This is a genomic window from Bacillota bacterium, from assembly GCA_024653485.1.
In the GTDB taxonomy this organism is placed as follows: domain Bacteria; phylum Bacillota; class SHA-98; order UBA4971; family UBA4971; genus UBA6256.
Genome location: JANLFY010000002.1, coordinates 74,316 through 96,581, shown reverse-complemented (window position 1 = coordinate 96,581; position 22,266 = coordinate 74,316). Strand labels below are relative to the sequence as shown.

The window sequence follows — 22,266 nt, the reverse complement described above, 5'->3', positions numbered from 1 at the left end:
CGGCATCCGCAAACCTGCCGCCCTGCAGGCGCGCTTCAGGCGCGCTCGCCTCCTGGTGCGGTGTTCACGAGCGCTGTCTCACGGTCGGCCTGAGCATGTCGAGGAAGCCCAGCAGCACGTGAGCGAGGCCGAATCCCAGGATTCCAGAGCCCAGCTCCCCGGGCCTCATGACTTGACCCACGGCAGACACCGCCGCCCCCAAGACCACCACGATCCAGCTCGTACTCTTAGGACCCATGGTTGCACCTCCCGTGCGCTTTTCGCTCACATAGGATTCCCCTGCAGAGCGGAAAGGCTCACCGTGCGTACATGGGATTTGGAGCCTCAAGAGGAAACATGAGGGAGCTCGTCAGTCGGAATGCGCGGACCCCGAGGTTCGATCGCTTGCATTCTCGGGATCTTGCGAGCAGTCTGCCCATTCGAACCCGAAGTCCCTCAGCGTTTCCAGGTACTCGCGGCTGCCTTGGGGCATCAGGTCGGCCCGGTAGTGCAGGCCGAAGTATCTCTGAGCCGCGTTTATGAACCCCTGGGCCTGGATTCGCGCTAGACACTCACGAGCCAGAGCGTCGCCGCCCACGGCGCTGCAAACCTCGCCGATCTCCTCTAGTCGCTCGACCGTGGGCTGCACTCTGAGGCCCGGGTACTTTGCACGAAACGCCTCGACCAATTCGGCGTCGTTCATCTCGCGGTACGCCTCGTCGTGAACCACCACGTCCACACCTAGACGCCTCGAGGGTCGGGGGGCCTTGGTGGGATAACCCAAGCAGAGGAGCACGACGGGAAACACCCCGCAAGGCAGGCTGAACATCTCGCGGAGCTCGCGGAAGCACTCGAGCACGCTGCCGACATACACCGATCCGAGCCCGAGCGCGTCCGCCGCTGTGCAGATGTTCTGGGCACACATCACGGTATCCTGGAAGGCGATCCAGAAGTGCCTGAAGCTCTTTCTGGCGGTGAAGGGAGCGGCCTCAAGGGCGGCCCAGCGTTCCAAACGATGCAGATCTATGCAGAAAAGGAGATCCACAGGCGCTCGCGCGATGAAGGGCTGGTCCTCACACATCTTGGCCAGCTTGTCCTTGGCGGCTTGGTCTTCTATCTTGATTATGCTGTACGGTTGCAGGTTGCCTCCGGTAGGCGCCTGGATGCCTGCCTCGAGCACCTGTCGCAGAACGTCCGGCGGGATTTTGTCATCGGTGAAGTTGCGACAGCTCGCCCGCTCCATCAGGAGACGCAGGGTTACGTGCTTGTCGGATGCTGCTTCTCTCACCTGAACCACCTCTTGATTGCTGCATTGTCCCTCGCTGTCAAGTTGTTGTCACAGGGGACGGGCTGTTCTCTCGTCTACCGTCTACGCGTGCCGGTGTCGACACCTGGAGCGGGCAGCGATGTCCTTCTGCCGAGCGCCCGTCTTCCCGAAGATCCGTCCGTGTCGCGCTATCCGTTCGGCACGCGCTATCCGTTCAGCAAGACGCCGAGCCCCATCGGAAGTCGCCCGCTCGAGAGCTTCTCGGACGCGCGAAGCGGCAGCCGGCTACGGTCCGCGACGCGAGCTAGTTCCTTGATTCCATGATATCTATCAGGACGCTGTCGACCTGCCGCATGCCCACCTTGTTCAGCAGCTTCACGTTGTCAATAGTCTTCTCGATGGATGTATCCACAAGGCCTTGAGGAGTTGAGAACCCCATGCCCTCGAGGGCGAAAAGCGCGGCCAGGTACGCCTCCCCAGCCCCCACCCCCACCCTCAGCGAACAACTCTCCTTGGCTCCGTCGCACACCATGCCCGCGGTGTCCGCCAGGACCGTCTGCATCGCCTGAATCGCTCCCTTCTCGTCGCCACCCATCAGGAATACCATGCCTGCAGCGGCCCCGGCTCCGGCGGCCACGACACACCCGCAGACGGAAGAAAGCCGGCCTATCCTGCTCTTCACGAAGCTGGTCGACAGGTGGCTCTGAGCGATAGCTCGAGCCACCTCTCTCTCGCTCTTGAGCAAGGCCTCGCCCACAAGGTACACGGGCAGCACGGCCGTGATGCCGTGGTTCCCGCTACCGGCGCTGCTCATCACCGCAAGCGGCGCGCCCGCCATCCGCGCGTCAGCCGCTGCGTAGCAATAAGCCTTGATGAGGTATCCGAGGTCTTCTCCGAGCCTCCTCTGGTCCAGGAGGGTCTTCATGCCCTTGCCGAGGCCCAAGCCGGAGATCGAGCCCTTCTCAAGGCCATACTCAGCGATCCTTTTGTTGAGCCTTGCGCCTTCCATGAGGAAACGGACGTCCTCGTCATCCATCTGATCTGCGAGCCTTATGACCTCGCTGTAAGTCATGGTGCCGATGGCTTCGGACACGGAGCCATCTCTCGCTGACCGGACGGCATCCCCCGACTCATCCTCCCGCAACAGCGGCTTCTCGAAAACCACCTTGCCGTCGATGGTCACCTTGACGATGTTGGAGTGCTCGCCCTCGATGACGCACGAGGCCTCGTGGCAGGGCGTGCCTTGCGAGCTCACAACCGCTTCCACGTACACTCCCGACTTCTCCGGATGCCTCAAGACCTTTACCCGGCCGGTTCGCACCCATTCCTCGGCTCTCGCGACATCGGAGGGTCTGGAATCTTTCAGCACCTCGAGCCCATATGCGGACCGTCCGGTGAATACGGCGAGCGCGGCGGCCACGGCATTCCCCTTCGCCCCGTTTGAGCCTGGGATCCCTACCGCCATGCCGTTCTTGTAGACGCTGTCGCTCACGACCACCTTCACCGAGTGCACTCTAGCTCGGTCCAGCTCTTCACATGCTCTGGCAACCGCGAGGGCCACGGCGCCGGGCTCGGTGCATCCGAGAGCCGGCTTCACCTCGCTCTGCAGGAACTCTTTCAGGGATACCACGGAGTACTCCCCCTCGGTGTACAACATTGGGCGTACACGCGACCGACTGTCGCGAGCCCAAGAAGACCGCAGTATTCTCCTAAGCAAGCTGCTCTAGAATGATCACAGCGTGCCACGCCGTAGCGCTTGCTCGACTATCTCACAGCAGATGAGGGTTCTCTCACTGTCGATTGTGTACTTTTTCTTTATTCTCACCCATAGTCCTCCCGTGCTGCGTTGGGGTTTGCCGTAGTTCAAGCCTGAGCCTGAAGCTCGTGTCCGCGTGCGCCCAGAATGCGTCCAGTTCGGTGACGCAAGCCCCACGCCCCCGGTAAGCAGGCAAGGAACACCAAGGCAGAAGCTGTTTGCCCGGTGTCGAGCTAGTGCCATACTCATAGATGTGTGCTATAATGGTGGACGAGCAAAATCACCATGCTTGCACACGTGAGCGAGTGGGAGCGCGCAACGATGTGTCGGATTCCTGGTGCCCGGCTGTCTGGCTGCCCATGAGGGGGGGCGGAGCACTGGGAGATGAGAGCGGGAGCGGAAGCCGGGGTAGGAAGCTGGAGTAAGAGGAGGGGGAGGGTCCCGTTGCACAGGCCTACTTCTTCCCGACCAACGCGGTCGGCGATGTCGCAGCCCAGAGCGTCCGCGGAGCGAGGTGCTCCATCCGTCGGGCACGCAGAGTTCGTGCCGGGTGGATCGCCTGCGCGGCCGCGGGATCCTTCGGTCCTCCTGGTTCTACTGCGCCTCGCGTTGGCGGTCACCCTCGCGCTCACAGCCATCATTGTGACGGGCTGCGGCACCCCTTCCCGGCCCGGTGGTCAGGCCCCCGGCAGCGCCACGAGGTCGCTGACGGTCGCGGGGTCCACGTCGGTCCAGCCTTTCGCGGAGCTCCTTGCGGAAGAGTTCATGACCATCAACCCCGATGTGTCAGTGAGCGTCCAGGGCGGCGGCTCGAGCGCCGGCGCAAGAGCGGCGCTGACCGGCGTCGCCCAGATCGGGATGCTGTCTCGGCCGCTGAAGGAGGACGAGCGCTCCCTCCAGGCCATAGTGATCGCGCGGGACGCCATCGCCGTGATCGTCCACCCGTCCAATCCTGTCAATGACCTCACGATCGACCAGATCCGAGACATCTTCGCCGGTCGCGTCACGAACTGGTCGCGCGTTGGAGGCATGGATCACAGAATCGACGTGGTTAGCCGCGAAGAAGGCTCCGGGACCCGCGGCTCGTTTGATGAGATAGTCATGGGAGACAGCGAGGTCACGCCCGCAGCGATCGTTCAGGATTCCAACGGGGCCGTGCGAGAGACCGTGGCGGGAGACCCCGCGGCGATAGGTTACATTTCCCTTGGGCTACTCGATGGACGCGTCAAGGGCATCAGAGTTTCAGGCGTCGCCCCAAGCGTCCCGAACATCGAAAACGGCACTTACCGCATCGTAAGGCCGTTCATATTCGCGGTGCGCGGCGCCTTGAGCCCGCACGCCCAGGAGTTCATGGACTTCGTTTTGAGCCCGACTGGACAGGGGCTGCTCAAGGCCGAAGGGCTGGTGCCCGCATCGGCCGACGACCAACCGTGAAGGAGAGCGAGAGCTTGATCGGCAATTCCGCACAATATCCCGTACGACGTCCGGCGCGATACGGCGAAGCCATCATCGAGAGGGCTCTCGTGGCTATGGCCCTCTCGGCCATAGCCGTGCTCGGACTCATAATCCTGTTTGTGTTCCGCGAAGGGGCGCCGCTAATGTACAAGGTCGGCGTGGCGCGGTTCGTCCTCGGGGCGAAGTGGTCGCCCAGCCGCGGCGTGTTCGGGATCCTTCCCATGATCCTGGGATCTCTCTCGGTCACGCTCGGCGCGCTCGCGGTGGGCCTGCCGCTGGGACTTGCCTGTGCTATCTTCCTCGCGGAGATGGCACCCGCCAGGCTCAGCTCGGTCCTGAAGCCCTGCGTCGAGCTCCTGGCCGGTATCCCCTCCGTCGCCTACGGGTTCATGGGCCTCGTCGTGCTCGTCCCGCTGATCAGACGTTGGTTCGGTGGGCCGGGCTTTTCGGTCCTGGCCGCGGCCATCGTGCTCGCAATGATGGTCTTGCCAACGATAGTCAGCATCTCCTACGACGCACTCAAAGCTGTGCCCGCCGCTTACAGAGATGGTATGCTCGCCCTGGGCGCCACCAGGTGGCAGGCCATAAGGATGGTGATCCTGCCGGCGGCGAGGCCGGGGATCATCGCCGCGGTGATACTGGGCATGGGTCGAGCCATTGGGGAAACGATGGCGGTCATCATGGTCGCGGGAAACGCCACGAAGATACCCTCGTCCGTCCTCGAGCCCGTGCGGACCCTCACGAGCAACATAGCCCTTGAGATGGGCTACGCCGCGGGCGAACACAGGGAAGCGCTCTTCGCTACTGGGATCGTGCTCTTCGTCGTCATAGCGCTGCTCAATGTCGTGGCTCGCCTCTTCGCAGGCGCGCCGGCAAGGGGGCGTTCGAAATGACGGCTCCATCGCGAGAAAGACGCAGAAGCATCAATGAGCGGCTCGCGGACAAGATCATGACGGCCGTCTTCGCGAGCGCCGCCGTGGCGACCGTGTGCGTCCTCGTATTCGTGGTCGCCTACATCCTCGGCAAAGGGCTGCACATGGTGACACCGGCCTTTCTCACACAGGCGCCGAGGCAGATGGGGAGGTCCGGAGGCATCTACCCCGCGATAGTCGGGAGCGTTCTCGTCACCGGCATCGCAGTCCTCATCGCAACTCCCGTCGGCGTCGCGACAGCGCTCTACCTCACCGAATATACGAGGGAGGACCGGCTCCCTCGTATAGTGCGCTTCGGCACCGAGAGCCTCGCCGGGATCCCATCGATCATCTTCGGCTTGTTTGGGTTCCTCTTCTTCGTGATCTATTTGGGTCTCGGCTGGTCCGTGCTTTCGGGCGCGCTCACGCTCGCTGCCATGATCCTCCCGACCATAGTCCGGACCTCGGAGGAAGCGATCAGGGCGGTGCCCAACGCGTATCGCGAGATAAGCTACGCTCTGGGTTCGACCAGGTGGCAGACGGTGATGGGCGTCGTCCTGCCGAGCGCGCTGCCCGGCATAGTGACGGGAATAGTGTTGGCCATCGGGAGGAGCATCGGCGAGACGGCCGCGGTGATCTTCACGGCCGGCGCATCGCTGAAGTTGCCCGGATCCTTGCTCGATCCCGTGAGGACACTGCCGGTGCATTTCTACATCCTTGCGCGCGAGGGCATCTCCATGGACCACGCGTACGGCACGGCAGCAGTCTTGATCGTCTTGATACTCGTCATCAACGTAGCGGCGTATTCTATTGTGAATCGCTTCGCAGCCCGGAGCAGGTAGCAAGGGCGGAAGCAACCTACTTCAGGCAGCTTGAAGAGATCAGGCTGGACACGCGCCGGTCGCTGGCCGCCCTCACGGCCGTCGACCGGCAGGGAACCTCCCGGGAACCTGCCGGGACCAGTAAGGAGAGAAAGGAGCGGCTCTACACGGCGAAGGCCATGCACGATTCGACCAAGATCCGAGCTCGAGGATTCAGGTTCTACTATGGTCAGCACCGCGCCCTCAAGGGAATCGACCTGGAGATCCCGCGCAACCGGCTGTTGACCATCATGGGCCCGTCCGGGAGCGGTAAGACCACGTTCCTCCGGTCGCTCAACCGGCTCAACGACCTCATCCCTAGCACGAGGGCCGAGGGCAGCCTGGAGATAGACGGCGTGGACGTATACAGCCACTCAGTGAACGTAGCGGACCTGCGCAGGCGAGTGGGGATGGTGTTCGCGCTGCCGATGGCGCTTCCGATGAGCATCTTCGACAACGTGGCGTACGGTCCGCGCAAGCGGGGGATCCGCAACAGACGGGGCCTGGAAGAGATCGTTGAGAAGGCTCTGCGCGACGCGATCCTGTGGGATGAGGTGAAAGACAGACTGCGAGACCATGCGGGCACGCTATCCGGCGGCCAACAGCAGAGGCTCTCCATAGCGCGCGTCCTCGCCGTGGAGCCCGAGATCCTCCTGCTGGACGAGCCGACCTCCGGTCTCGACCCCATATCCACGTTGCGAATCGAAGAACTCCTGTGGGAGCTAGTGAAGTCGTACACGGTCGTGCTCGTCACCCACAACCCGTTGCAGGGCGCGCGGGTGGGAGGCGACATAGCGTTCTTTCTCATGGGGGAGCTCGTCGAGACGGGGCCTTCGTCGGAGATATTCACGCACCCCAGAGACAAACGCACAGAGGACTACGTATGCGGGAAATTCGGATGACATGAGATATCTAGGTATCTAAAGAAGTATCTAAAGGAGAAGCCATGTCGCTAACAACAATGTCTGTGTCGGCCAATGAAGATGTCCGTGACCGTGAGCAGGAGAGGACCCGGAGACACAAGATCGAGATCAGCAACCTCAACCTTTACTACGGGCTGGTTCACGCCCTGAAGGGTGTGACGCTGAGCATAATCGAGAACTCGATCACGGCGCTCATCGGTCCGTCAGGGTGCGGCAAGTCCACCCTTCTCAGATGCATGAATCGGATGAACGACGTCATCGAGAACGTGAGGATCGAGGGGTCGATCAGGCTGGACGGGGAGGACATCTACGCCCCGGAAGCGGACGTGACGCGTCTGCGCCAGCGCGTGGGCATGGTGTTCCAAAGGCCAGTGGTGTTTCCGCTGTCCATATACGAGAACGTGGCGTGCGCAGCTCGCGTGCACGGAATCGGGGACAGAAAGAGCCTCGACCCAATCGTGGAGGAAAGCCTGCGCCGGGTCGGCCTCTGGGATGAGGTCAAAGACAAGCTCAGAAGCCCGGGGCTCGGTCTTTCCCTGGGACAACAGCAGCAGCTATGCATCGCGCGAGTCATCGCGACGGGGCCCGATGTCATCCTGCTCGATGAGCCGTGCTCCGCATTGGATCCGGCGTCCACCCTGAGGATCGAGGATCTGATGAGGGAGCTGCAGGAGTCCTACACGGTGGTCATCGTCACGCACAACATGCAGCAAGCCGCGAGGGCGTCTGACCACACGGCGTTCATGCTCTCCGGGGAGCTCGTGGAGTACGGCCCCACGGGTCAGGTTTTCACGTCCCCGGCAGACAGAAGGACGGAGAATTACGTCGCCGGGAGGCTAGGGTAGCCACTGACTCGGCTTGCCGAAAGACAGGATGAACGAGCGAACGGAGGTGTTGCAATGACGACCCCCAGGAAGCGGTTCGAGGCCGAGCTCGCGGGGCTTGACAGCTCCCTCCTCCGCATGGGCAGGATCTCAGAAGACATGTTGGGGAAGGCGCTCATCGCCCTAGCGGAAAGGGACGTCGCGCTCGCGGATGAGACGATCGCCATGGACGACCAGGTGGACGCGCTGAACCTGGAGATCGAGACCACTTGCATAAGACTCATTGCCACGCAACAACCGGCGGCGCGGGATCTGCGCGTGATAGTCGCCGCTCTCAAGATCTGCGCAGATGTAGAGAGGGTCGCTGACTACGTCGTAGACATAGCGAAGATGGCCAAGCGCCTCGCGGACAGGCCGCTCTTCAAGCCGCTCGTGGATATCCCGAGGCTCCAGGGTCTCGTGAGTCAGATGCTGCGCGAGGCGCTCGAGGCTTTCGTGACAAGAGACCTCGCTCTGATTCAGAAGATGGTCGACGCCGACGACGAGGTAGACCACCTCTACCGCAGTCTGTACGACGAGCTCGTCGAGTTCATGAAGAGGGATCCGGACGTCGTGGACCAGGCGGTGCAGCTCCTCCTGATCTCTCGTTACCTCGAACGCATCGCTGACCACGTCACGAATATCGCGGAGCGTGTGTTCTACGTGGAGACCGGGGAACTGAAGGAGCTACACACTTAGTTGGTCTTGAGAGGAAAGCCGACCATCCCAGCCAACTCCCGCAGCACGGTTTCTGGGGGGGAATGAGGGGTTGGTTGGGATGGTCTACTTGACGTTCTCTTGGAGCCTCTAGGAGCCCCTAGGCGGCGCGTCGAGACTGTCGAGACTCGTGGGACGTCCACCGAACGTATGGATGGTTTCAACGGGATGGCCGATCGGCGGATCGGACCGTCGTCATCCCGGCATGTTCCTGGTTATCGGCAGGTCTCCGTCAAAGAGGTGTATTATCTCGGGTTCCCAGTGAAGCCACAGCGCTTCCCCAATGACGTACCGTTCAGTCGCCGGGACCACGACTTTGACCTCTGTCTTCTTGACATCCGAGAGATCCATCGTAAGCACCGTGATCTCACCGCGGAATTCGATGAGTCGCACCTTGGCGGGAATCGTGTTCTCCCCTTGCCCCTCGCGGGCGACGGTGATCTGTTGAGGGCGAACGCCCACGGTGATGTCGCGTCCAACGTACGCCTCACCTATCTCCCCGGCGATCTTGAAGACTCTCGCACCCTGGTCGGTGGGAATGGAGACGCTCCGCGTGTCACGGATCACCCCGGTGATGAAGTTCATTGCCGGCTCGCCCACGAAGAACGCCACGAACTTGTTGGCCGGCCGGTTCCAGATCTCGTCGATGGTCCCTATTTGCTGCAGCTTGCCGCCGTTTATGATCGCTATCCGGTCGCAAAGGGCTATGGCCTCCGCTTGATCGTGAGTCACGTAGGCCGTCGTATTCCCCATCGTGTCGTGAATGTGCCTGATCAAGGCCCTCATTTCGGCTCGAACCCGCTGATCCATGTGAGAGATAGGCTCATCCAAGAGCGTGAGGTTGGGTTGACGGATCAAGGCGCGCGCGAGCGACACCCTCTGCTGCTGGCCGCCGGCGAGCGACGACGGGTGCTTCTTCAATACCGAGGAGAGCCCGAACCTTTCGGCGATCTCTGTCACCTTTTGATGGACCTCGGGCTGCCTCATACCCTTGGCCCTCAGCGGGAAAGCGATGTTCTCGTACACCGTCAACCGCTGGTAGAGCGCGTAGGACTCAAAGGCCAACGCGACGTTTCTCTCGGCGGGACCCAGGCTGTTCACGACCTTCCCGTCGAAGCGGATCTCGCCTCGTGTGATGTCCTCCAGGCCAGCCAGCATCCTCAACGTCGAGCTCTTGCCGCCGCCAGACGGACCGAGGATGACGAGGAACTCCTTGTGGTTGATGGTGAACGTCAGATCCTTGACGGCCGCTTCGGTCGCCCGGGGGTACACCTTCCAAACATGGTTTATGTCGACTCTGCTCATTGCAAGACGCCCCTATAAGCGTGTAGCACGCTCAGTTGTTATTGGGAAGAAGAACATGTTGTGCCTGTCGAACTCCACCCAGAGCTTTTCCCCGACTTCACAGCCGGTTACGTCCTCATCGCGGGTCCTGGCGTGCAGAAGCTTTCCCTCCTGTATCTGGAAAGAGAACAGGACGCTCTCCGCCTCACGAACGACCGCGTAGATCGGGAGCTGAAAAGCATCTTCCGAGATTCTCTCGTGACTCACTTTCACGTACTCACACCTGATACCAAGGCGGGCACGCTGTCTCATCCCCTGCCCCTGCGGCAGGTTCTTCAGGGGACGGACGAGCTCTCGATCCACGCGAAGCGCTATCGACTCTCCGCTTCTGAACACGAGGCCCGCTATGCCCTCCTCGAGCTCACCATCCACAAGGTTCATGGGCGGCTCCCCGACCAGCCTTCCGACGAAATCGGTCGCGGGCGTGTAATAGACTTCCTCGGGCGATCCTTCCTGTTCGATCCTGCCCTTCCTCAGCACGATGATGCGGTCGGACAGAGCAAGCGCCTCGCGGTAGTCGTGAGTTACGTACACGATGGTGCTGCGGTAGCTGTTCGCGAACTCCTTCAGGAGAGTCTGAGTCGTGAACTTGAGCCGAGCATCGAGGTGGGCTATGGGCTCGTCGAGGAGGAACACCTCCGGCTTCCTCACCAAAGCGCGGGCCAGAGACACTCTTTGCTTCTGGCCACCGCTCAGCTGCTGAGGGAGCCTGTCCAGCAGCTCGCCGATGCCGAGGAAATTGGCGATCTCCTCTACTTTCTCCCTTTCCTTCTCCCGGCTCAACTTGAGACCCCACCGCGGCGCGCGCAGCGGAAACGCGATGTTATCGTACACATTCATGTGCGGATAGAGGTTGTACGTTTCGAAAGCCATGGAGACGTTCCGCTCCTGGGGAGGAACGTCGTTCACCACGCGGCCATTGAACATGATCCGCCCCGACGTAACGTCCTCTATTCCCGCGATCATCTTCAGGATCGTGCTCTTGCCAGCCCCGGTGGGGCCAAGTATCGAAAGGAACTCTCCTTCCTTGCACACGAAACTGACATCGCTGATCGCTCTCTTGCGCCCGTACAGCTTTGTCACGTTCTCCAGTCTGACCTCTGCCACAGCTATTCTCCTTCCCTGTCCTCCTCATGAGCCGTCTCTTCCGCGCCGTCACCGTCGCCCTCATCCCCTGCCGCACCCGGACCGGGGCCAAAGGCGATGAACGCAGCCACGAGGGCGGTCGCGATCGCCGCGCCCACCCATTGTGGCACGTAGTTCTCAAGGAATCTCAACCACAGCAGGTTGAAGAAGATCCAACACAACACACCCCACGTGATGCGATCAGTTATCTTCATTTGTGGCAGCATCTTCCTGATCTCAGTCATGGTCCTCCTCTGCTCACTTTCCGGCCTTCTCAGGCCTGTTTGCAGCATAGGCGCGTATCGTGATCACGCTCAATCGCACGCGCCGCTGATGATGTGCGCCATCGTCTCGCGCACTCGTGCCGCGCCCGCGCGTCCCACGTTCGTCGTCGTCCGCAGCGGTCGCGCTCACATTCGGGCTCACGCGAACACTCGCGTGCGCGTCCGCGCGCTCCTGAATGCCAAATCCGCTCGAGCGATCCGTGAGGCGATCCGCGTCGGCTCCGTCGCCTCCCGCCTAGCCCTTGACAGCGCCAAACGTCAGGCCGCGGATGATGTACCTTTGCATGAAGCCCACGATAAGGAGCGCAGGCAAAATCGTAATCGCGGCCCCCGCCGCCATCAGGCCGTACTGAACCTGCAACCCTCCCCAGAAGGACGAGATCAGGACGTTCACCGGCCTGGCAACGTTCCTTGTGAACAGGAACGCGAAGAAGAACTCATTCCACGCCCATATGAGGCAGAACACCGACGTCACGGCCAACCCGGGTTTGATGAGCGGAAAGACGATCTTTCGGAACACCTCGGTGCGGCTGTACCCGTCGATCATCGCCGCCTGCTCGAGCTCCTTCGGGACTTGATCGAAGAACCCATACAGGAGGAAAGTCGCGAAGGACACATTGAGGAAAACGTAAAGCAGCATCAGCCCCCAGTGCGTGTCCAGCAGGCCCAGCGTCTTGAACACTATGAAATGGGGAATCGCCGCTACCGCTGGAGGGAACATGCGCGTGGAGATTGTGAGGAACAGCAAGTCCCCTCCCCCGGTATTCCACCGCGCGAAGCTGTAGGCGGCCGGAAAGGCAACCAACATGGTGATGATGGTGCTTCCGATGCTTACGATCAAGCTGTTGAGCAAGTTCTGCCAGAAGGGATACTGCGAGAACAGGTTGCGAAAGTTGTCAAGCGTGGGCTTGAAAACCACGAACCTGATGAGCCTCGGGTCGAATATGTCGGCATTTGACTTGAACGCCGTCAGGTAAACCCACGCCAGCGGAAAGAGCACGAAAAGGAGCACTACTGTGGTTACGAGCCAGAAAAGCACCCTCTTAATCATAGTCGACCTTCTCCATATCGTCACTTTATTCCTGGTCAGCGCCTTCTTCAGCTTAGCGCCTTCGGCCCAAAGCCTTCGGCGCACGGCCTTAGGGCACCGCCTCGGCGTAACATCCTCGGCACAGCATCTTAGGCACAGCCCGCACAGCGCCACTCTCGCCGCGCTTTGGACCGGTCGCCACCCTCACCCGCAGGACTACCTGCCCGCTCTCATGGAGTTCATCAACTGCCTGAACATTATGAGACACAACACCATGGTAGCGGCCCACGAAACCACCGCCATCGCTGAACCGTACCCTATGTCGAACATGACAAAGCCCGTGCGGTACACGATCCAGTCGAGCAGCTCCGTGTTGACCGCGCCGCGCGTGGTCCCGAAGAGCGGATCCATCAGCCTTATCAGCCACATCGCCCGAAGGACGATGATGATCATGATGAGCGGTGACAACATCGGGAGGGTGAGACGCCGGAAGGTGTAGAAGCTCGAGCCTCCGTCAACCCTCGCCGCTTCGAAGACGTCCTTGGGCAGGCTCTTCAGCCCTGCCAACAGCACGAACGCTGAGAACGGGAACCATTGCCAGATCGTGATGAAACATATCGTGAACAGAGCCTTGTTAGGGGCCCACCAGTAGACCTTATCGAAGCCCATCGCGCCAAGCAGCTGGTTCACGGCTCCGAAGTTGAAGTCCAGGAGGAAGTACCAGAGCAGTGACAAAGTCAACGGGGCAACCAACAACGGGAGGAGCGCAAGCCCCCTCACGATGTTCTGCCCTTTGAACTCCCGGTTCCAGAGCAAAGCAACCCCGAGGCCCAGCAGCAGCTCAATCGTGATACATATGACAAGCACCTCAATCGTCCTGCCGAACGCCACCCAGAACGTGGTGTCGTGTACCAGCTGCCGGTAGTTCCTAAGGCCGGAGAACACCGGGCTTCCCTGCATTCCCCAATCGTGGAACGAGAAGTACATGCTGTAGAACAGCGGATAGAAAGCGAATATCACGAGCAAGACCAGGAGCGGCACAACGAGGGTCCACCGGAAGTTCCTCTCGTTGGTGAGAGTCTCCCAGATGGTCGGTCGCCTGCCCCTCTTCGTCTGTGCGCCGCTTTCAACGCCCGCCGGTCCCATACTGAAGTCTGCGCTCGCATGACGGCCCACCGATCTTACCTCCACAACCCATGCCGCGCTGGCGGATTCGTGTTCTCCGAGGTGCCGGACCTTTAGGATCCGGCACCTCGGCTCAGCTACCAGCTAGCAACAGTTACCAGCTGGCGATGGCACCTCGTTCTCTACTTCTCCTCGCGGATGGGGATCTTGTCGAACTTGGATGTCAGTTCAAGCGTCTGTTTGGTGATGGACTCCACCGTCTGATCGATCGTCATCTCGCCAGTCAGAGCCTTGCTCACCGCGTAGATCTGCATGTCATAGACCTTGCCGCCGGCCTTCGTGTTGAAGTACCAGTAGTTGGGAATGTGCGGCGCCATGGTCTTCCATATGTTGATGTGGTAGTCCGCGAGCATCGCGTACGGGTAGTTGTTCTTGTCCTTGGCCACCTCGGTCATCAGGTCCACGCGCGCCGGCACCATGCCGCCTTCCTTGAAGATGATCTGCGCGCACTCGTACGAAGTGAGGTACCTAAGGAGCCAGTACGCGGCCTCGGGGTTCTTGGAGGCCTTGGCTATGCCGTAGGACCAGGCGCCCGTGTACGGGCGGCCGCCCGGGCTCGGGTACACGCCGATCTTCGCCCCCGGAACCTTCTCGCGGAGGATCCCGTCGGCCCAAACCGTGCAGTTGGCCCAGATCGTCGGGCAGATGATGGCGTTTCCGTTACCCATCTGCGCGACCACGAAGTCGAAGTTGGCCGTGATAGCGCTGGGGGAATCGTACTTCAGCTCATCCTTGTAGTCTTGCAGCGCCGCCTTCAGGGCCTCTTTGTTCGCCTTGGTGATCACGAACTCCTTGATGTTCCCCTTGTCATCGCGCACCACCGTTACCCAGTCTTGCCCGCGAGCCCACAGCCGGGCGCTGGTCTCATCGTTACACTGGTACGCGCCCGCCTGCATGGACAGACCGTAGATGTCGTGGGTGAGGGGCTTGCCTTTGAGGAGCTCGCCTTTCTTCCTGGTGAAGAACTCCCCTTGATCCTTGAGTTCCTTTTCGGTGGTGGCGGGTTTGAGGTCATATCCATACTTCTTCTTGAAGTTGGCCTTTTCGGTCGGATCGTCGAAGACATCCTGCCGGACCCACATGCACATGTCAAACGTGTAGAAAGGCAACACCATCTGTTTGCCGTACGCCTTGCCACACATCAAAATGGATGGCGCCATGAAGGCGAGCTCTTTCTGCAGAGCCGCGGCCTTGCCCGGATCGTACTTGTTCGCCAGCTCGTCCAGGTCATACAGGTAGTCCGACCACTCCGTCGTCCAGGAAGTCTCCACGTACACGAGGTCATAGTAGCCGGTGCCCGCCATGAGCTCCACGTTCTCTTTGCCGTACACGCCGGAGGACGCGATGCGCTCAACGTTCACCTTGACTCCGGTCTTCTTGGTGAAGGCTTCGATTGCCGGCAGCATTCTCGAATAACCTTCGCCCGTCTCCAGCACCATGGTTATGGGCTTTGTGTTCTGGATCTTCGGGACGTCATCGAGGCCGAACTTATCGGCCTGAGCTTGAGCAACCCACGGTAGCAGCATGAACGAGAGGCAAAGAAGGACAGCAATCATTCGTTTCATTTCGTTACAGCCTCCTCAGCTAAGCTTCCCGCTTCACCAGGGACAAGCGTCCCGTTTTGCCGGGGACAACATACGACAGTTACATCCGTTCCTTCGGTCTCGTCAACTGTCCAGCACAGAACCTCGTAACCATGAGACTCGGCACCTAGCGGATCTAGACGATCCCGATCCCGATTCATCGATTCCCTCTTTCACACTCACCTCCCCGTTCACATTTGCACCTGAAGCGCGCCCGCCGCGGGATGTTCGCTGCCATTCCATTCCCGCAGCACCCCGTCATCCGGGCGTAAACCCAAGATGCGGCTGCCCCAGACTTCAATTAGCTGTGTACGCGGCAAGTTCCCCGAAGGATCCCCGTAGCGCCGGGTACAATCCGTTGTAGATTCCATACAGTCTCATGTACACATCGCGCAAGGCCGGGTTCGGCCTGGTCTCGGTCTCGACTTTCAGGACACGCACGGCGTCATCAATGCTCCCCCATACCTCGCACCCTACCCCGGCGACAAGCGCCGCGCCGTACGCACCGCCTTCCGAGCTGCCGCTCACGGTCCTCACAGGCAACTGAAACACGTCAGCCAGGATCTGACGCCAAACAGCGCTCCGAGAGCCTCCGCCCGAGGCCGTTATTGTCGCGATGGTCATGTCTTTGTCCAGGTTCCGGATGAGCTCGAACACATCATAGAGACTGTAGGTGACTCCCTCCATGACGGCTCTCGTCATATCCTTCTTGTTATGGAGCAAGTTCAACCCGATGAACGCACCTCTCGCGGTAGGGTCCGGATACGGACACCTCTCACCGCTCAGGTACGGCAGGAACACCAGGTTCTTGCTGCCCGGCGGCGAAGACAGCGCATCCTCGTCCAAGAGCTCGTATACGTCGCGCCCCTCGTGAGCAGCGCGCGCCTTCTCGCTCTCACAGAGGTTATTCTTGTACCACTGGTACGCCCCACCCGCGGACAGCGTGACTCCCATGACGTGCCAGGCGTCGGCGGAGTTGTTGCAGAATATCTGGAGCCGTCCTCCCGGGTTGTTTCGGAACCTCTCGAGGCCCATGGCCACTATCCCGGCGGTCCCGATCGTTACGCCGAGCGTCCCTTCCCTGATCACGCCCATGCCGGTCGTCTGGACCACAGCGTCTCCGCCTCCGCCCACGACAGGCAGGCCTTCGGGCAACCCTGTCTCTTCCGATGCCCGTCTAGTGACCTTGCCGGTGACCTCGTCCGACTCAAAGCAAGCTGGGAGCAGGCTTGCAGGTATGCCCAGGATCGAGAGGAGTTCATAGTTCCATCGGCGGTTCCTCACATCGAAGAGCCCCGTTCCCGAGGCGTCCGAGACCTCAGTAGCCGCCTCGCCCGTGAGTCTGAACCTGATGTAGTCCTTGGGGTTGAGCACGAGCCGAGTGCGTTCGTATCGATCTGGTTCGTTCTCGCGCAACCAAAGGATCTTGCCGCCCGTATAGCCTGGCAGCATGAGGTTGTTAGTGTAGCTCATCAACCTCTCTTCGCCGCCCACGGCTTCGACTATCTCCCGGCATTGCTTCGCGGTCCTCTGATCGTTCCACAGTATGGCGGGCCTTATGACTCGGTTCTCGCCGTCCAAGGCCACCATGCCATGCATCTGGCCGGAAAGGCCGACGCCTGCCAGCGAGTCTGGGTTCACCCGGCTCTCCTGGAGGATACGGCTCACGGTTTTGACGGTAGCTTGCCACCAGTCCTCAGGGTCCTGCTCTGCCCACCCCGGGCGCGGGGTGTACAGAGGGTAGTCGGCTATGCTCCTGGCCACGACTTCTCCCTGTTCATCGATGAGGATCGCCTTGCACCCTGAGGTCCCTATGTCTATCCCCACGAGGTATCTTTTCCGCAAGACCTCATACCTCCCTCTGGTGGGATGTCGGCTCGGTTCCCTCACCCCGGCCGGTCTTCCCAGCCCGTTTCGCCTGCCTCTTCGCCTACCTCCGTTTCATTTCCCGGAGGGGACGGAGGCCGGCCCGAAATTACCACACAGTGTACCCTCCGTCGATCGTGAAGACCGCCCCGGTCGCGAAGGAGGAAGCGTCCGACGCAAGGTATACTGCGATGCCACCCAACTCGTCCGGCATTCCAGCCCTCTTCATCGGCGTGAAATCCATCCATCTCGCGATCATGGCCCTGTCGCCCTTCTCAAAGAACCCGCGGGTCAGCTCCGTCTTCATGTAACCCGGCGCGATGCAGTTCACACGGATGTTATGGTCTACCCACTCGGACGCAAGGCTCTTGGTGAGCATTATCACTCCGCCTTTTGAGGCGTTGTACGCGCACTGAGCCTGGGGAGTGTTGGCGATGAGCCCGGACATTGAGGCGATGTTTATTATCGAGCCTCTCTTCTGTCTTATCATCGCTCGTCCCACGGCCTGAGACATATTGAAGACCCCGTTGAGGTTGACGTCGATGATTCTATACCAGTCTTCGAACTCCATGTCCTCGGCCCTGATGTGAGCGCATATACCGGCGTTGTTGACGAGGACGTCGATCTTCCCGAACTCCTCCACGACACGCTGCGCCGTCATCCGACAATCACCCGGACGCGTCACGTCACACTGGACGGCGACCGCACGCACACCCTTACTCCGTATCCCATCCACCGTAAGATTCGCGGCGTCGAGGTTTATATCGGCTATCACGACGTCGGACCCGGCCTCGGCCAGGGCCTCAGCCATTGCTTTCCCCAGGCCCATGGCCCCTCCCGTGACTACGGAACACCTTCCCCGAAGGCTGAATCTCTCCATTACGTTCATCATAGATCACCCCGGTTACGGGCCGCATCAATCCGTTCTGATCAAGGCACACATTCTCGCCTGCTTGACAGCGCCAACCAGTCACGAAGCGCTTCGCCGTTCGGTCAACCATTGTGCCTGCATTGTGCCGGAGAACCAGAGTTCTGTCTGAAATCAAAACGTCGGTGCCGGTCGTCTCCGCATCAGTGTCGATCATTGCTACGTCGATACGTCGATCATGTCAGCAGCTACGAATGCGTCAGTTGCGTCGGTCAAAACAACAGTCACAGCCTAGAACGAGAACATGGCAAGAACCACAGCGGGCGCACCGGCACCGAACACTCGAAGTGACCTCTGTCACAGATAGCGAACACGCACATGCTTGATGTGCAGGTACTCGTGCAGACCTTCGGGCCCGTGCTCGTGCCCGAAGCCGCTCTCGTTCCATCCTCCGTACGGCGCATTGATCACGCCGGCGTCCACGTTGTTGATGGCCACGTTGCCGAAGTTGAGCTGGCGTGAGAGCGTCTCTGCTCGCGTCAGGCTGTTCGTGAACACGATCGCCGCCAGCCCGTACCCAGTGTCATTCGCGAGCGCCACCGCCTCCTCGAGGTCCTTGAACGGCATCACGCCCACCACCGGGCCGAACGTTTCCTCTTTCATGACCAACATCTCGTGGGTGGCGTCTGCAATGATCGTGGGCTCGAAGAAGTACCCCTTTTCGTACTCCTGTCCTGTCGGCCTCTTGCCGCCGCAAAGCAGCCTGGCTCCCTTTCTCACTGCGTCATCGGTGTGGGACATGGCCTTCTTGACCCCGTCCAGAGTGCACATCGGGCCTAGATCGAAATCTCCTTTGAGCCCGTTCCCGATGGTCAGCTTCTTGGTCGCGGATGCGAACCTCTCCAGGAATTCCTCATATATCTTGCGATCAACGTATATGCGGTTGATGGCTATGCAGATCTGCCCCATGTTCCGGAACGATCTCCTGACCGCTCCCGCCACCGCGGCGTCGATGTCACAGTCATCGCACACGATCATGGGCAGGCTCCCGCCGAGCTCCAGGGACACCCTCTTCAACGACGGAGCGCATTTCTTCAGGACTTCCTTCCCGACCTCGGTCGATCCTGTGAAGGCGACCCTCTTGACCACCGGGCTTTCGAAGAGGATCGGCCCGATAACCGAGCCCTTGCCGGCAAGGGCATTGACTACCCCCCTCGGCACGCCCGCGTCCGTCAGACACTTGACGAAAGCCAGCGGGGAAAGGGGAGTCTCCGACGGGACCTTGGCCACGATCGTGCAGCCTGCGGCGAGAGCGCCCCCCAGCTTCCAGGCAAGGAGCTCGACCGGGTAGTTCCATGGAGAGATGGCGGCGGCTACTCCCACGGGCTGGTAAATCACCCTGCTCTCCGTCTTTGGCTCGGAGTTCGCGATGATCCTCCCATAGAGTCTCTCGCCTTCTTCCGCATAGTACCGGAAGATCTCCGCCCCCTTGACCACCTCTCCCTCGGCCTCTTTGAGCGGTTTCCCCTCTTCTTGGGTCATCAGGGTCGCGATCTCTCGGGATCGAGCCAGCGCGATCTCGCTTGCTTTCCGGAGAAAGCGACCCCTCTCGAAGGGTGTAAGCTCCGACCAAGGCCTGAAAGCCGCGGCTGCTGCATCTATCGCTGCCCTGACATCGTTCTCATCGGCCTTCGGGACAATGGCAAAGACCTCTTCGGTGGCCGGGTTTATGACCTCCAAAGCTTCCCTGTTCCCGGGCCCTATCCAGTTGCCGTCTATCAATATCTGGCCGTGTATGATCATTTGCGCCTCTCCTCCGGTTACGCCTCTCCTGCTGTGACCTTCGAGGTGACCCAAACCACTGTGAGCGGGATGTTTCCTTTCTGATACGTGGTGTGGAACAGCCCCGGCGGCACGTAGAGCGCGTCACCCGGCTTTATGTCAAACTTCTCGTCACCTACCTGCATGATGCCCTCCCCTGAGATGACGAAGTACACTTCCTCATCGTCGTGTGTATGTCCTGTTGTCGTCCCGGTCGGATAGATGACGGTGTAACCCATCTTCACGTTGCGGGACGGCCCTTTGTCGTTGTCAAACAGGATGTAAGTATCCCGCAACACCGCCTTGTCCCTGTTCACCACTCGCGCCCTCAAGGAACGCGGATCTTCGTCAGGGTTCTTCGATTGCACGTTGACCAGGTACTTCATCATCACGCCTCCCTATAGATGCTGCGACCGCTCGTCTCTCTCGTTTCATGCGTCGGCCCGATCTTTCAGGTTACTGGCTGGTCATTCGTTGACTATTCGCTGGCAGGAGACCACGTAATACATGCTGTCATAATGTCATATAAGCCTCTAATTATTATTCGACGGGATTGTCCACTCTCCTCCAAAGAGGGGTTCTGAAAAGTACAGGAAACGCTCCGTGACATCGTGGCCCCTTTGGTGGCAAGCCCCCCGTGCCGCTAAGGGGACTGCACGCGGAGGAACTCCCTTACCGCCTCGTACTCTTTCAGGGATATTCCGCCTTCCCCGATGTACCTTGGGTTACTCACGCCTTTGCGCTCGTCCGCATGGTAGTCAGAGCCGCCGGTGAGAAGTTTCAGCTTGCTCCCGAACTCTCCGCGTATGTACGCTTCTGCTTCCGTGTCTGACCAGCGGCCCTTGTAGCTCGTCTTGCTGTACGGATAGGACGCCTCCATTCCGTCGAGACCCTCGCAAATCAGCCTCCAGATGTACTCCCGCCGCGTAAAGACCCTTCCGTCCGGATAGCTAACCGTCTCATCTATCAGGAGCGGGTGCGCCAGGACCGCCGTTCCACCCAAGCTCTTTATCAGGTGGATAGCACGTACCGGATCGATCTTCTCCCTTCTGACATTCAACTCCGGGTCGTCTCTCACTATCAGCTTCGCGTCTTTCCAGGTCGGGGCGTAGCCTTTCCTCGCCATGGCCTCGAAGACGTGCTTCCTCTCCACCTCGTCGGGACTCGCGGACTTCCCCTCGTTGCTTCCGCCCAGGAGGGCTAAAACGTCTTCCTCGAAGTCCAGAGGCATGCCCTTGGAAGTCAGCTTCTCACACAACCGCATGTACGCCTCGGTCTTGCTCTCCCTGGCACGCTTCACCTCTCTGGCCAGTTCCTCACTCGTCCAGTCCATTCTGTATCCCAGTATGTGCACGTCGTCCACGTATGTGTCGCACGAGAACTCGTAACCCAACACAAGCTCCACGCCGCGTTCCCGCGCGTAGGAGTGTATGTCCACGTGGCTCCCCCTGGCGTCCACGCACAGAGACAGAGGCGGCTGCACATCGTGGTCGGTGATGGCCACGACCCTCACCCCTGCTGCCGCCGCATTGTCTATCAGGTCGGCGGGCGTGTCGTTTCCGTCGGACCTGGTCGTGTGGCAGTGGAGGTCACATTCGTGTCTATTCATGCGAGTCATGTTTGTCACCCCGTGTCTTGCTGGCACTGTCCACCGTGGCATCACCTCAGCGTCCGTGCAGCGTCAGTCAACCGCCTCGCTTCGCCCGCAGTCCGAGGCCTCCGGTCCGCCGACACCACCGACACGCCGTTTTCGCGCTTTGCATGCTACATCCTCGTCTTTCGGACACACAGCCAGGCCCGCATACCGGTGCAAACGACCGTCAAGACGCAGCAGCAAAGCTGCCGCGCTGCGGAACGGGGAGACCCGTCGAAGCCGGTAGCCTGTAGGAGGGCACTCCAGTGGAAGCTGGGAGCATCGGATACGGGCTTACGTTCTCATGTAAGTCCCACATCCTTACGGTACATCTGGTCTATCCTGTCAATCTTCTCGACTTTAGGCCCGGACCTGCCGCCCTGGAACTCCGACTCCAGCCACGCGTCCACGAGCGTCTTCGCGAGCTCGGGCCCGACCACCAAGGCGCCGAGAGTCATGATCTGCGCGTTGTTGCTCTTCCGGGCGCGCTCCGCGGAATACACGTCGTGACACTGGGCCGCCCTTACACCGGGGACCTTGTTGGCCACTATGGCCATGCCGATCCCCGTGCCGCATATGAGGATCCCCCTGTCCAGTTCCCCGCTGGCGATCCTTTTCGCCACGGCATGGGCGATATCGGGGTAATCCACGGGATTCGTGTCGTAGGTGCCCGCGTCCACTACTTCTACCCCTTTGTCGCACAGATAGGACTTTATGGTCTCCTTCAGCCCGAAACCGAGATGGTCAGCTCCGAGTATCACCTTCATGGTCGTTTCTCCCTGCCTTCGTCATCTTC

Annotated in this window: 21 protein-coding genes; 6 read left to right on the top strand and 15 right to left on the bottom strand. The window is 60.4% G+C overall.

From position 1 onward, the window contains the following. Positions 1-64: 64 nt before the first annotated feature. From NUW12_01970 to NUW12_01960, 3 genes are all read right to left on the bottom strand, one after another. On the bottom strand, positions 65-238 hold the full coding sequence (locus tag NUW12_01970) for a hypothetical protein (GenBank protein ID MCR4401540.1): 174 nt from the start codon (positions 236-238) through the stop codon (positions 65-67). A 111-nt stretch (positions 239-349) separates the two neighbouring features. Then, on the bottom strand, positions 350-1,267 hold the full coding sequence (locus NUW12_01965) for a nitroreductase family protein (GenBank protein MCR4401539.1): 918 nt from the start codon (positions 1,265-1,267) through the stop codon (positions 350-352). A 283-nt stretch (positions 1,268-1,550) separates the two neighbouring features. Then, positions 1,551-2,903 carry an L-serine ammonia-lyase, iron-sulfur-dependent, subunit alpha gene (locus NUW12_01960; GenBank protein ID MCR4401538.1) on the bottom strand — a complete coding sequence of 451 codons (1,353 nt, stop codon included), beginning with the start codon at positions 2,901-2,903 and terminating at the stop codon, positions 1,551-1,553. Positions 2,904-3,485: 582 nt separating this feature from the next. Between NUW12_01960 and NUW12_01955 the strand changes: the two genes are divergently transcribed. The 6 genes from NUW12_01955 to phoU all read left to right on the top strand — a co-directional run bounded on the left by NUW12_01955 (position 3,486) and on the right by phoU (position 8,713). Further along, positions 3,486-4,436, top strand: a complete 951-nt coding sequence (locus tag NUW12_01955; GenBank protein MCR4401537.1) for a phosphate ABC transporter substrate-binding protein — start codon at positions 3,486-3,488, stop codon at positions 4,434-4,436. Positions 4,437-4,450: 14 nt separating this feature from the next. Then, complete coding sequence (gene pstC / locus NUW12_01950; GenBank protein ID MCR4401536.1) at positions 4,451-5,350, top strand: phosphate ABC transporter permease subunit PstC; 900 nt, start codon at positions 4,451-4,453, stop codon at positions 5,348-5,350. Positions 5,351-5,406: 56 nt separating this feature from the next. Further along, positions 5,407-6,210 (top strand): phosphate ABC transporter permease PstA, encoded by an 804-nt coding sequence (gene pstA, locus NUW12_01945; protein MCR4401535.1) that lies wholly within the window; start codon positions 5,407-5,409, stop codon positions 6,208-6,210. Between the two features lie 158 nt (positions 6,211-6,368). Then, on the top strand, positions 6,369-7,130 hold the full coding sequence (locus tag NUW12_01940; protein MCR4401534.1) for a phosphate ABC transporter ATP-binding protein: 762 nt from the start codon (positions 6,369-6,371) through the stop codon (positions 7,128-7,130). Positions 7,131-7,189: 59 nt separating this feature from the next. Beyond that, positions 7,190-7,996, top strand: a complete 807-nt coding sequence (pstB, locus tag NUW12_01935) for a phosphate ABC transporter ATP-binding protein PstB (GenBank protein MCR4401533.1) — start codon at positions 7,190-7,192, stop codon at positions 7,994-7,996. Positions 7,997-8,050: 54 nt separating this feature from the next. After that, positions 8,051-8,713, top strand: coding sequence for a phosphate signaling complex protein PhoU (gene phoU, locus NUW12_01930; GenBank protein ID MCR4401532.1), 663 nt, complete (start codon positions 8,051-8,053; stop codon positions 8,711-8,713). Positions 8,714-8,926: 213 nt separating this feature from the next. Here phoU and NUW12_01925 read toward each other — a convergent pair whose 3' ends face one another. From NUW12_01925 to rpiB, 12 genes are all read right to left on the bottom strand, one after another. After that, entirely contained in the window at positions 8,927-10,036 is a 1,110-nt protein-coding gene (locus NUW12_01925; GenBank protein MCR4401531.1) for an ABC transporter ATP-binding protein, read from the bottom strand. Positions 10,037-10,048: 12 nt separating this feature from the next. Continuing rightward, positions 10,049-11,182 carry an ABC transporter ATP-binding protein gene (locus NUW12_01920; GenBank protein MCR4401530.1) on the bottom strand — a complete coding sequence of 378 codons (1,134 nt, stop codon included), beginning with the start codon at positions 11,180-11,182 and terminating at the stop codon, positions 10,049-10,051. A 2-nt stretch (positions 11,183-11,184) separates the two neighbouring features. Continuing rightward, positions 11,185-11,445 (bottom strand): hypothetical protein, encoded by a 261-nt coding sequence (locus tag NUW12_01915; GenBank protein MCR4401529.1) that lies wholly within the window; start codon positions 11,443-11,445, stop codon positions 11,185-11,187. 274 nt (positions 11,446-11,719) lie between these two features. Next, positions 11,720-12,535 carry a carbohydrate ABC transporter permease gene (locus tag NUW12_01910; GenBank protein MCR4401528.1) on the bottom strand — a complete coding sequence of 272 codons (816 nt, stop codon included), beginning with the start codon at positions 12,533-12,535 and terminating at the stop codon, positions 11,720-11,722. A 195-nt stretch (positions 12,536-12,730) separates the two neighbouring features. Further along, positions 12,731-13,690: a sugar ABC transporter permease gene (locus NUW12_01905; GenBank protein ID MCR4401527.1), complete on the bottom strand. Its 960-nt coding sequence runs from the start codon at positions 13,688-13,690 to the stop codon at positions 12,731-12,733. Positions 13,691-13,821: 131 nt separating this feature from the next. Next, complete coding sequence (locus tag NUW12_01900; GenBank protein MCR4401526.1) at positions 13,822-15,264, bottom strand: extracellular solute-binding protein; 1,443 nt, start codon at positions 15,262-15,264, stop codon at positions 13,822-13,824. Positions 15,265-15,579: 315 nt separating this feature from the next. Next, positions 15,580-17,127 carry a xylulokinase gene (xylB, locus tag NUW12_01895; protein MCR4401525.1) on the bottom strand — a complete coding sequence of 516 codons (1,548 nt, stop codon included), beginning with the start codon at positions 17,125-17,127 and terminating at the stop codon, positions 15,580-15,582. A gap of 130 nt (positions 17,128-17,257) precedes the next feature. Next, a complete protein-coding gene (locus NUW12_01890; protein MCR4401524.1) occupies positions 17,258-18,040 on the bottom strand; it encodes a glucose 1-dehydrogenase in 783 nt (260 codons plus the stop codon). A gap of 333 nt (positions 18,041-18,373) precedes the next feature. After that, complete coding sequence (locus tag NUW12_01885) at positions 18,374-19,819, bottom strand: NAD-dependent succinate-semialdehyde dehydrogenase (protein ID MCR4401523.1); 1,446 nt, start codon at positions 19,817-19,819, stop codon at positions 18,374-18,376. A gap of 17 nt (positions 19,820-19,836) precedes the next feature. After that, positions 19,837-20,223: a dimethylsulfonioproprionate lyase family protein gene (locus NUW12_01880; protein MCR4401522.1), complete on the bottom strand. Its 387-nt coding sequence runs from the start codon at positions 20,221-20,223 to the stop codon at positions 19,837-19,839. Between the two features lie 257 nt (positions 20,224-20,480). After that, positions 20,481-21,455 carry a PHP domain-containing protein gene (locus tag NUW12_01875; GenBank protein ID MCR4401521.1) on the bottom strand — a complete coding sequence of 325 codons (975 nt, stop codon included), beginning with the start codon at positions 21,453-21,455 and terminating at the stop codon, positions 20,481-20,483. A gap of 317 nt (positions 21,456-21,772) precedes the next feature. Further along, positions 21,773-22,237 (bottom strand): ribose 5-phosphate isomerase B, encoded by a 465-nt coding sequence (rpiB, locus tag NUW12_01870; protein ID MCR4401520.1) that lies wholly within the window; start codon positions 22,235-22,237, stop codon positions 21,773-21,775. Positions 22,238-22,266 lie beyond the last annotated feature (29 nt).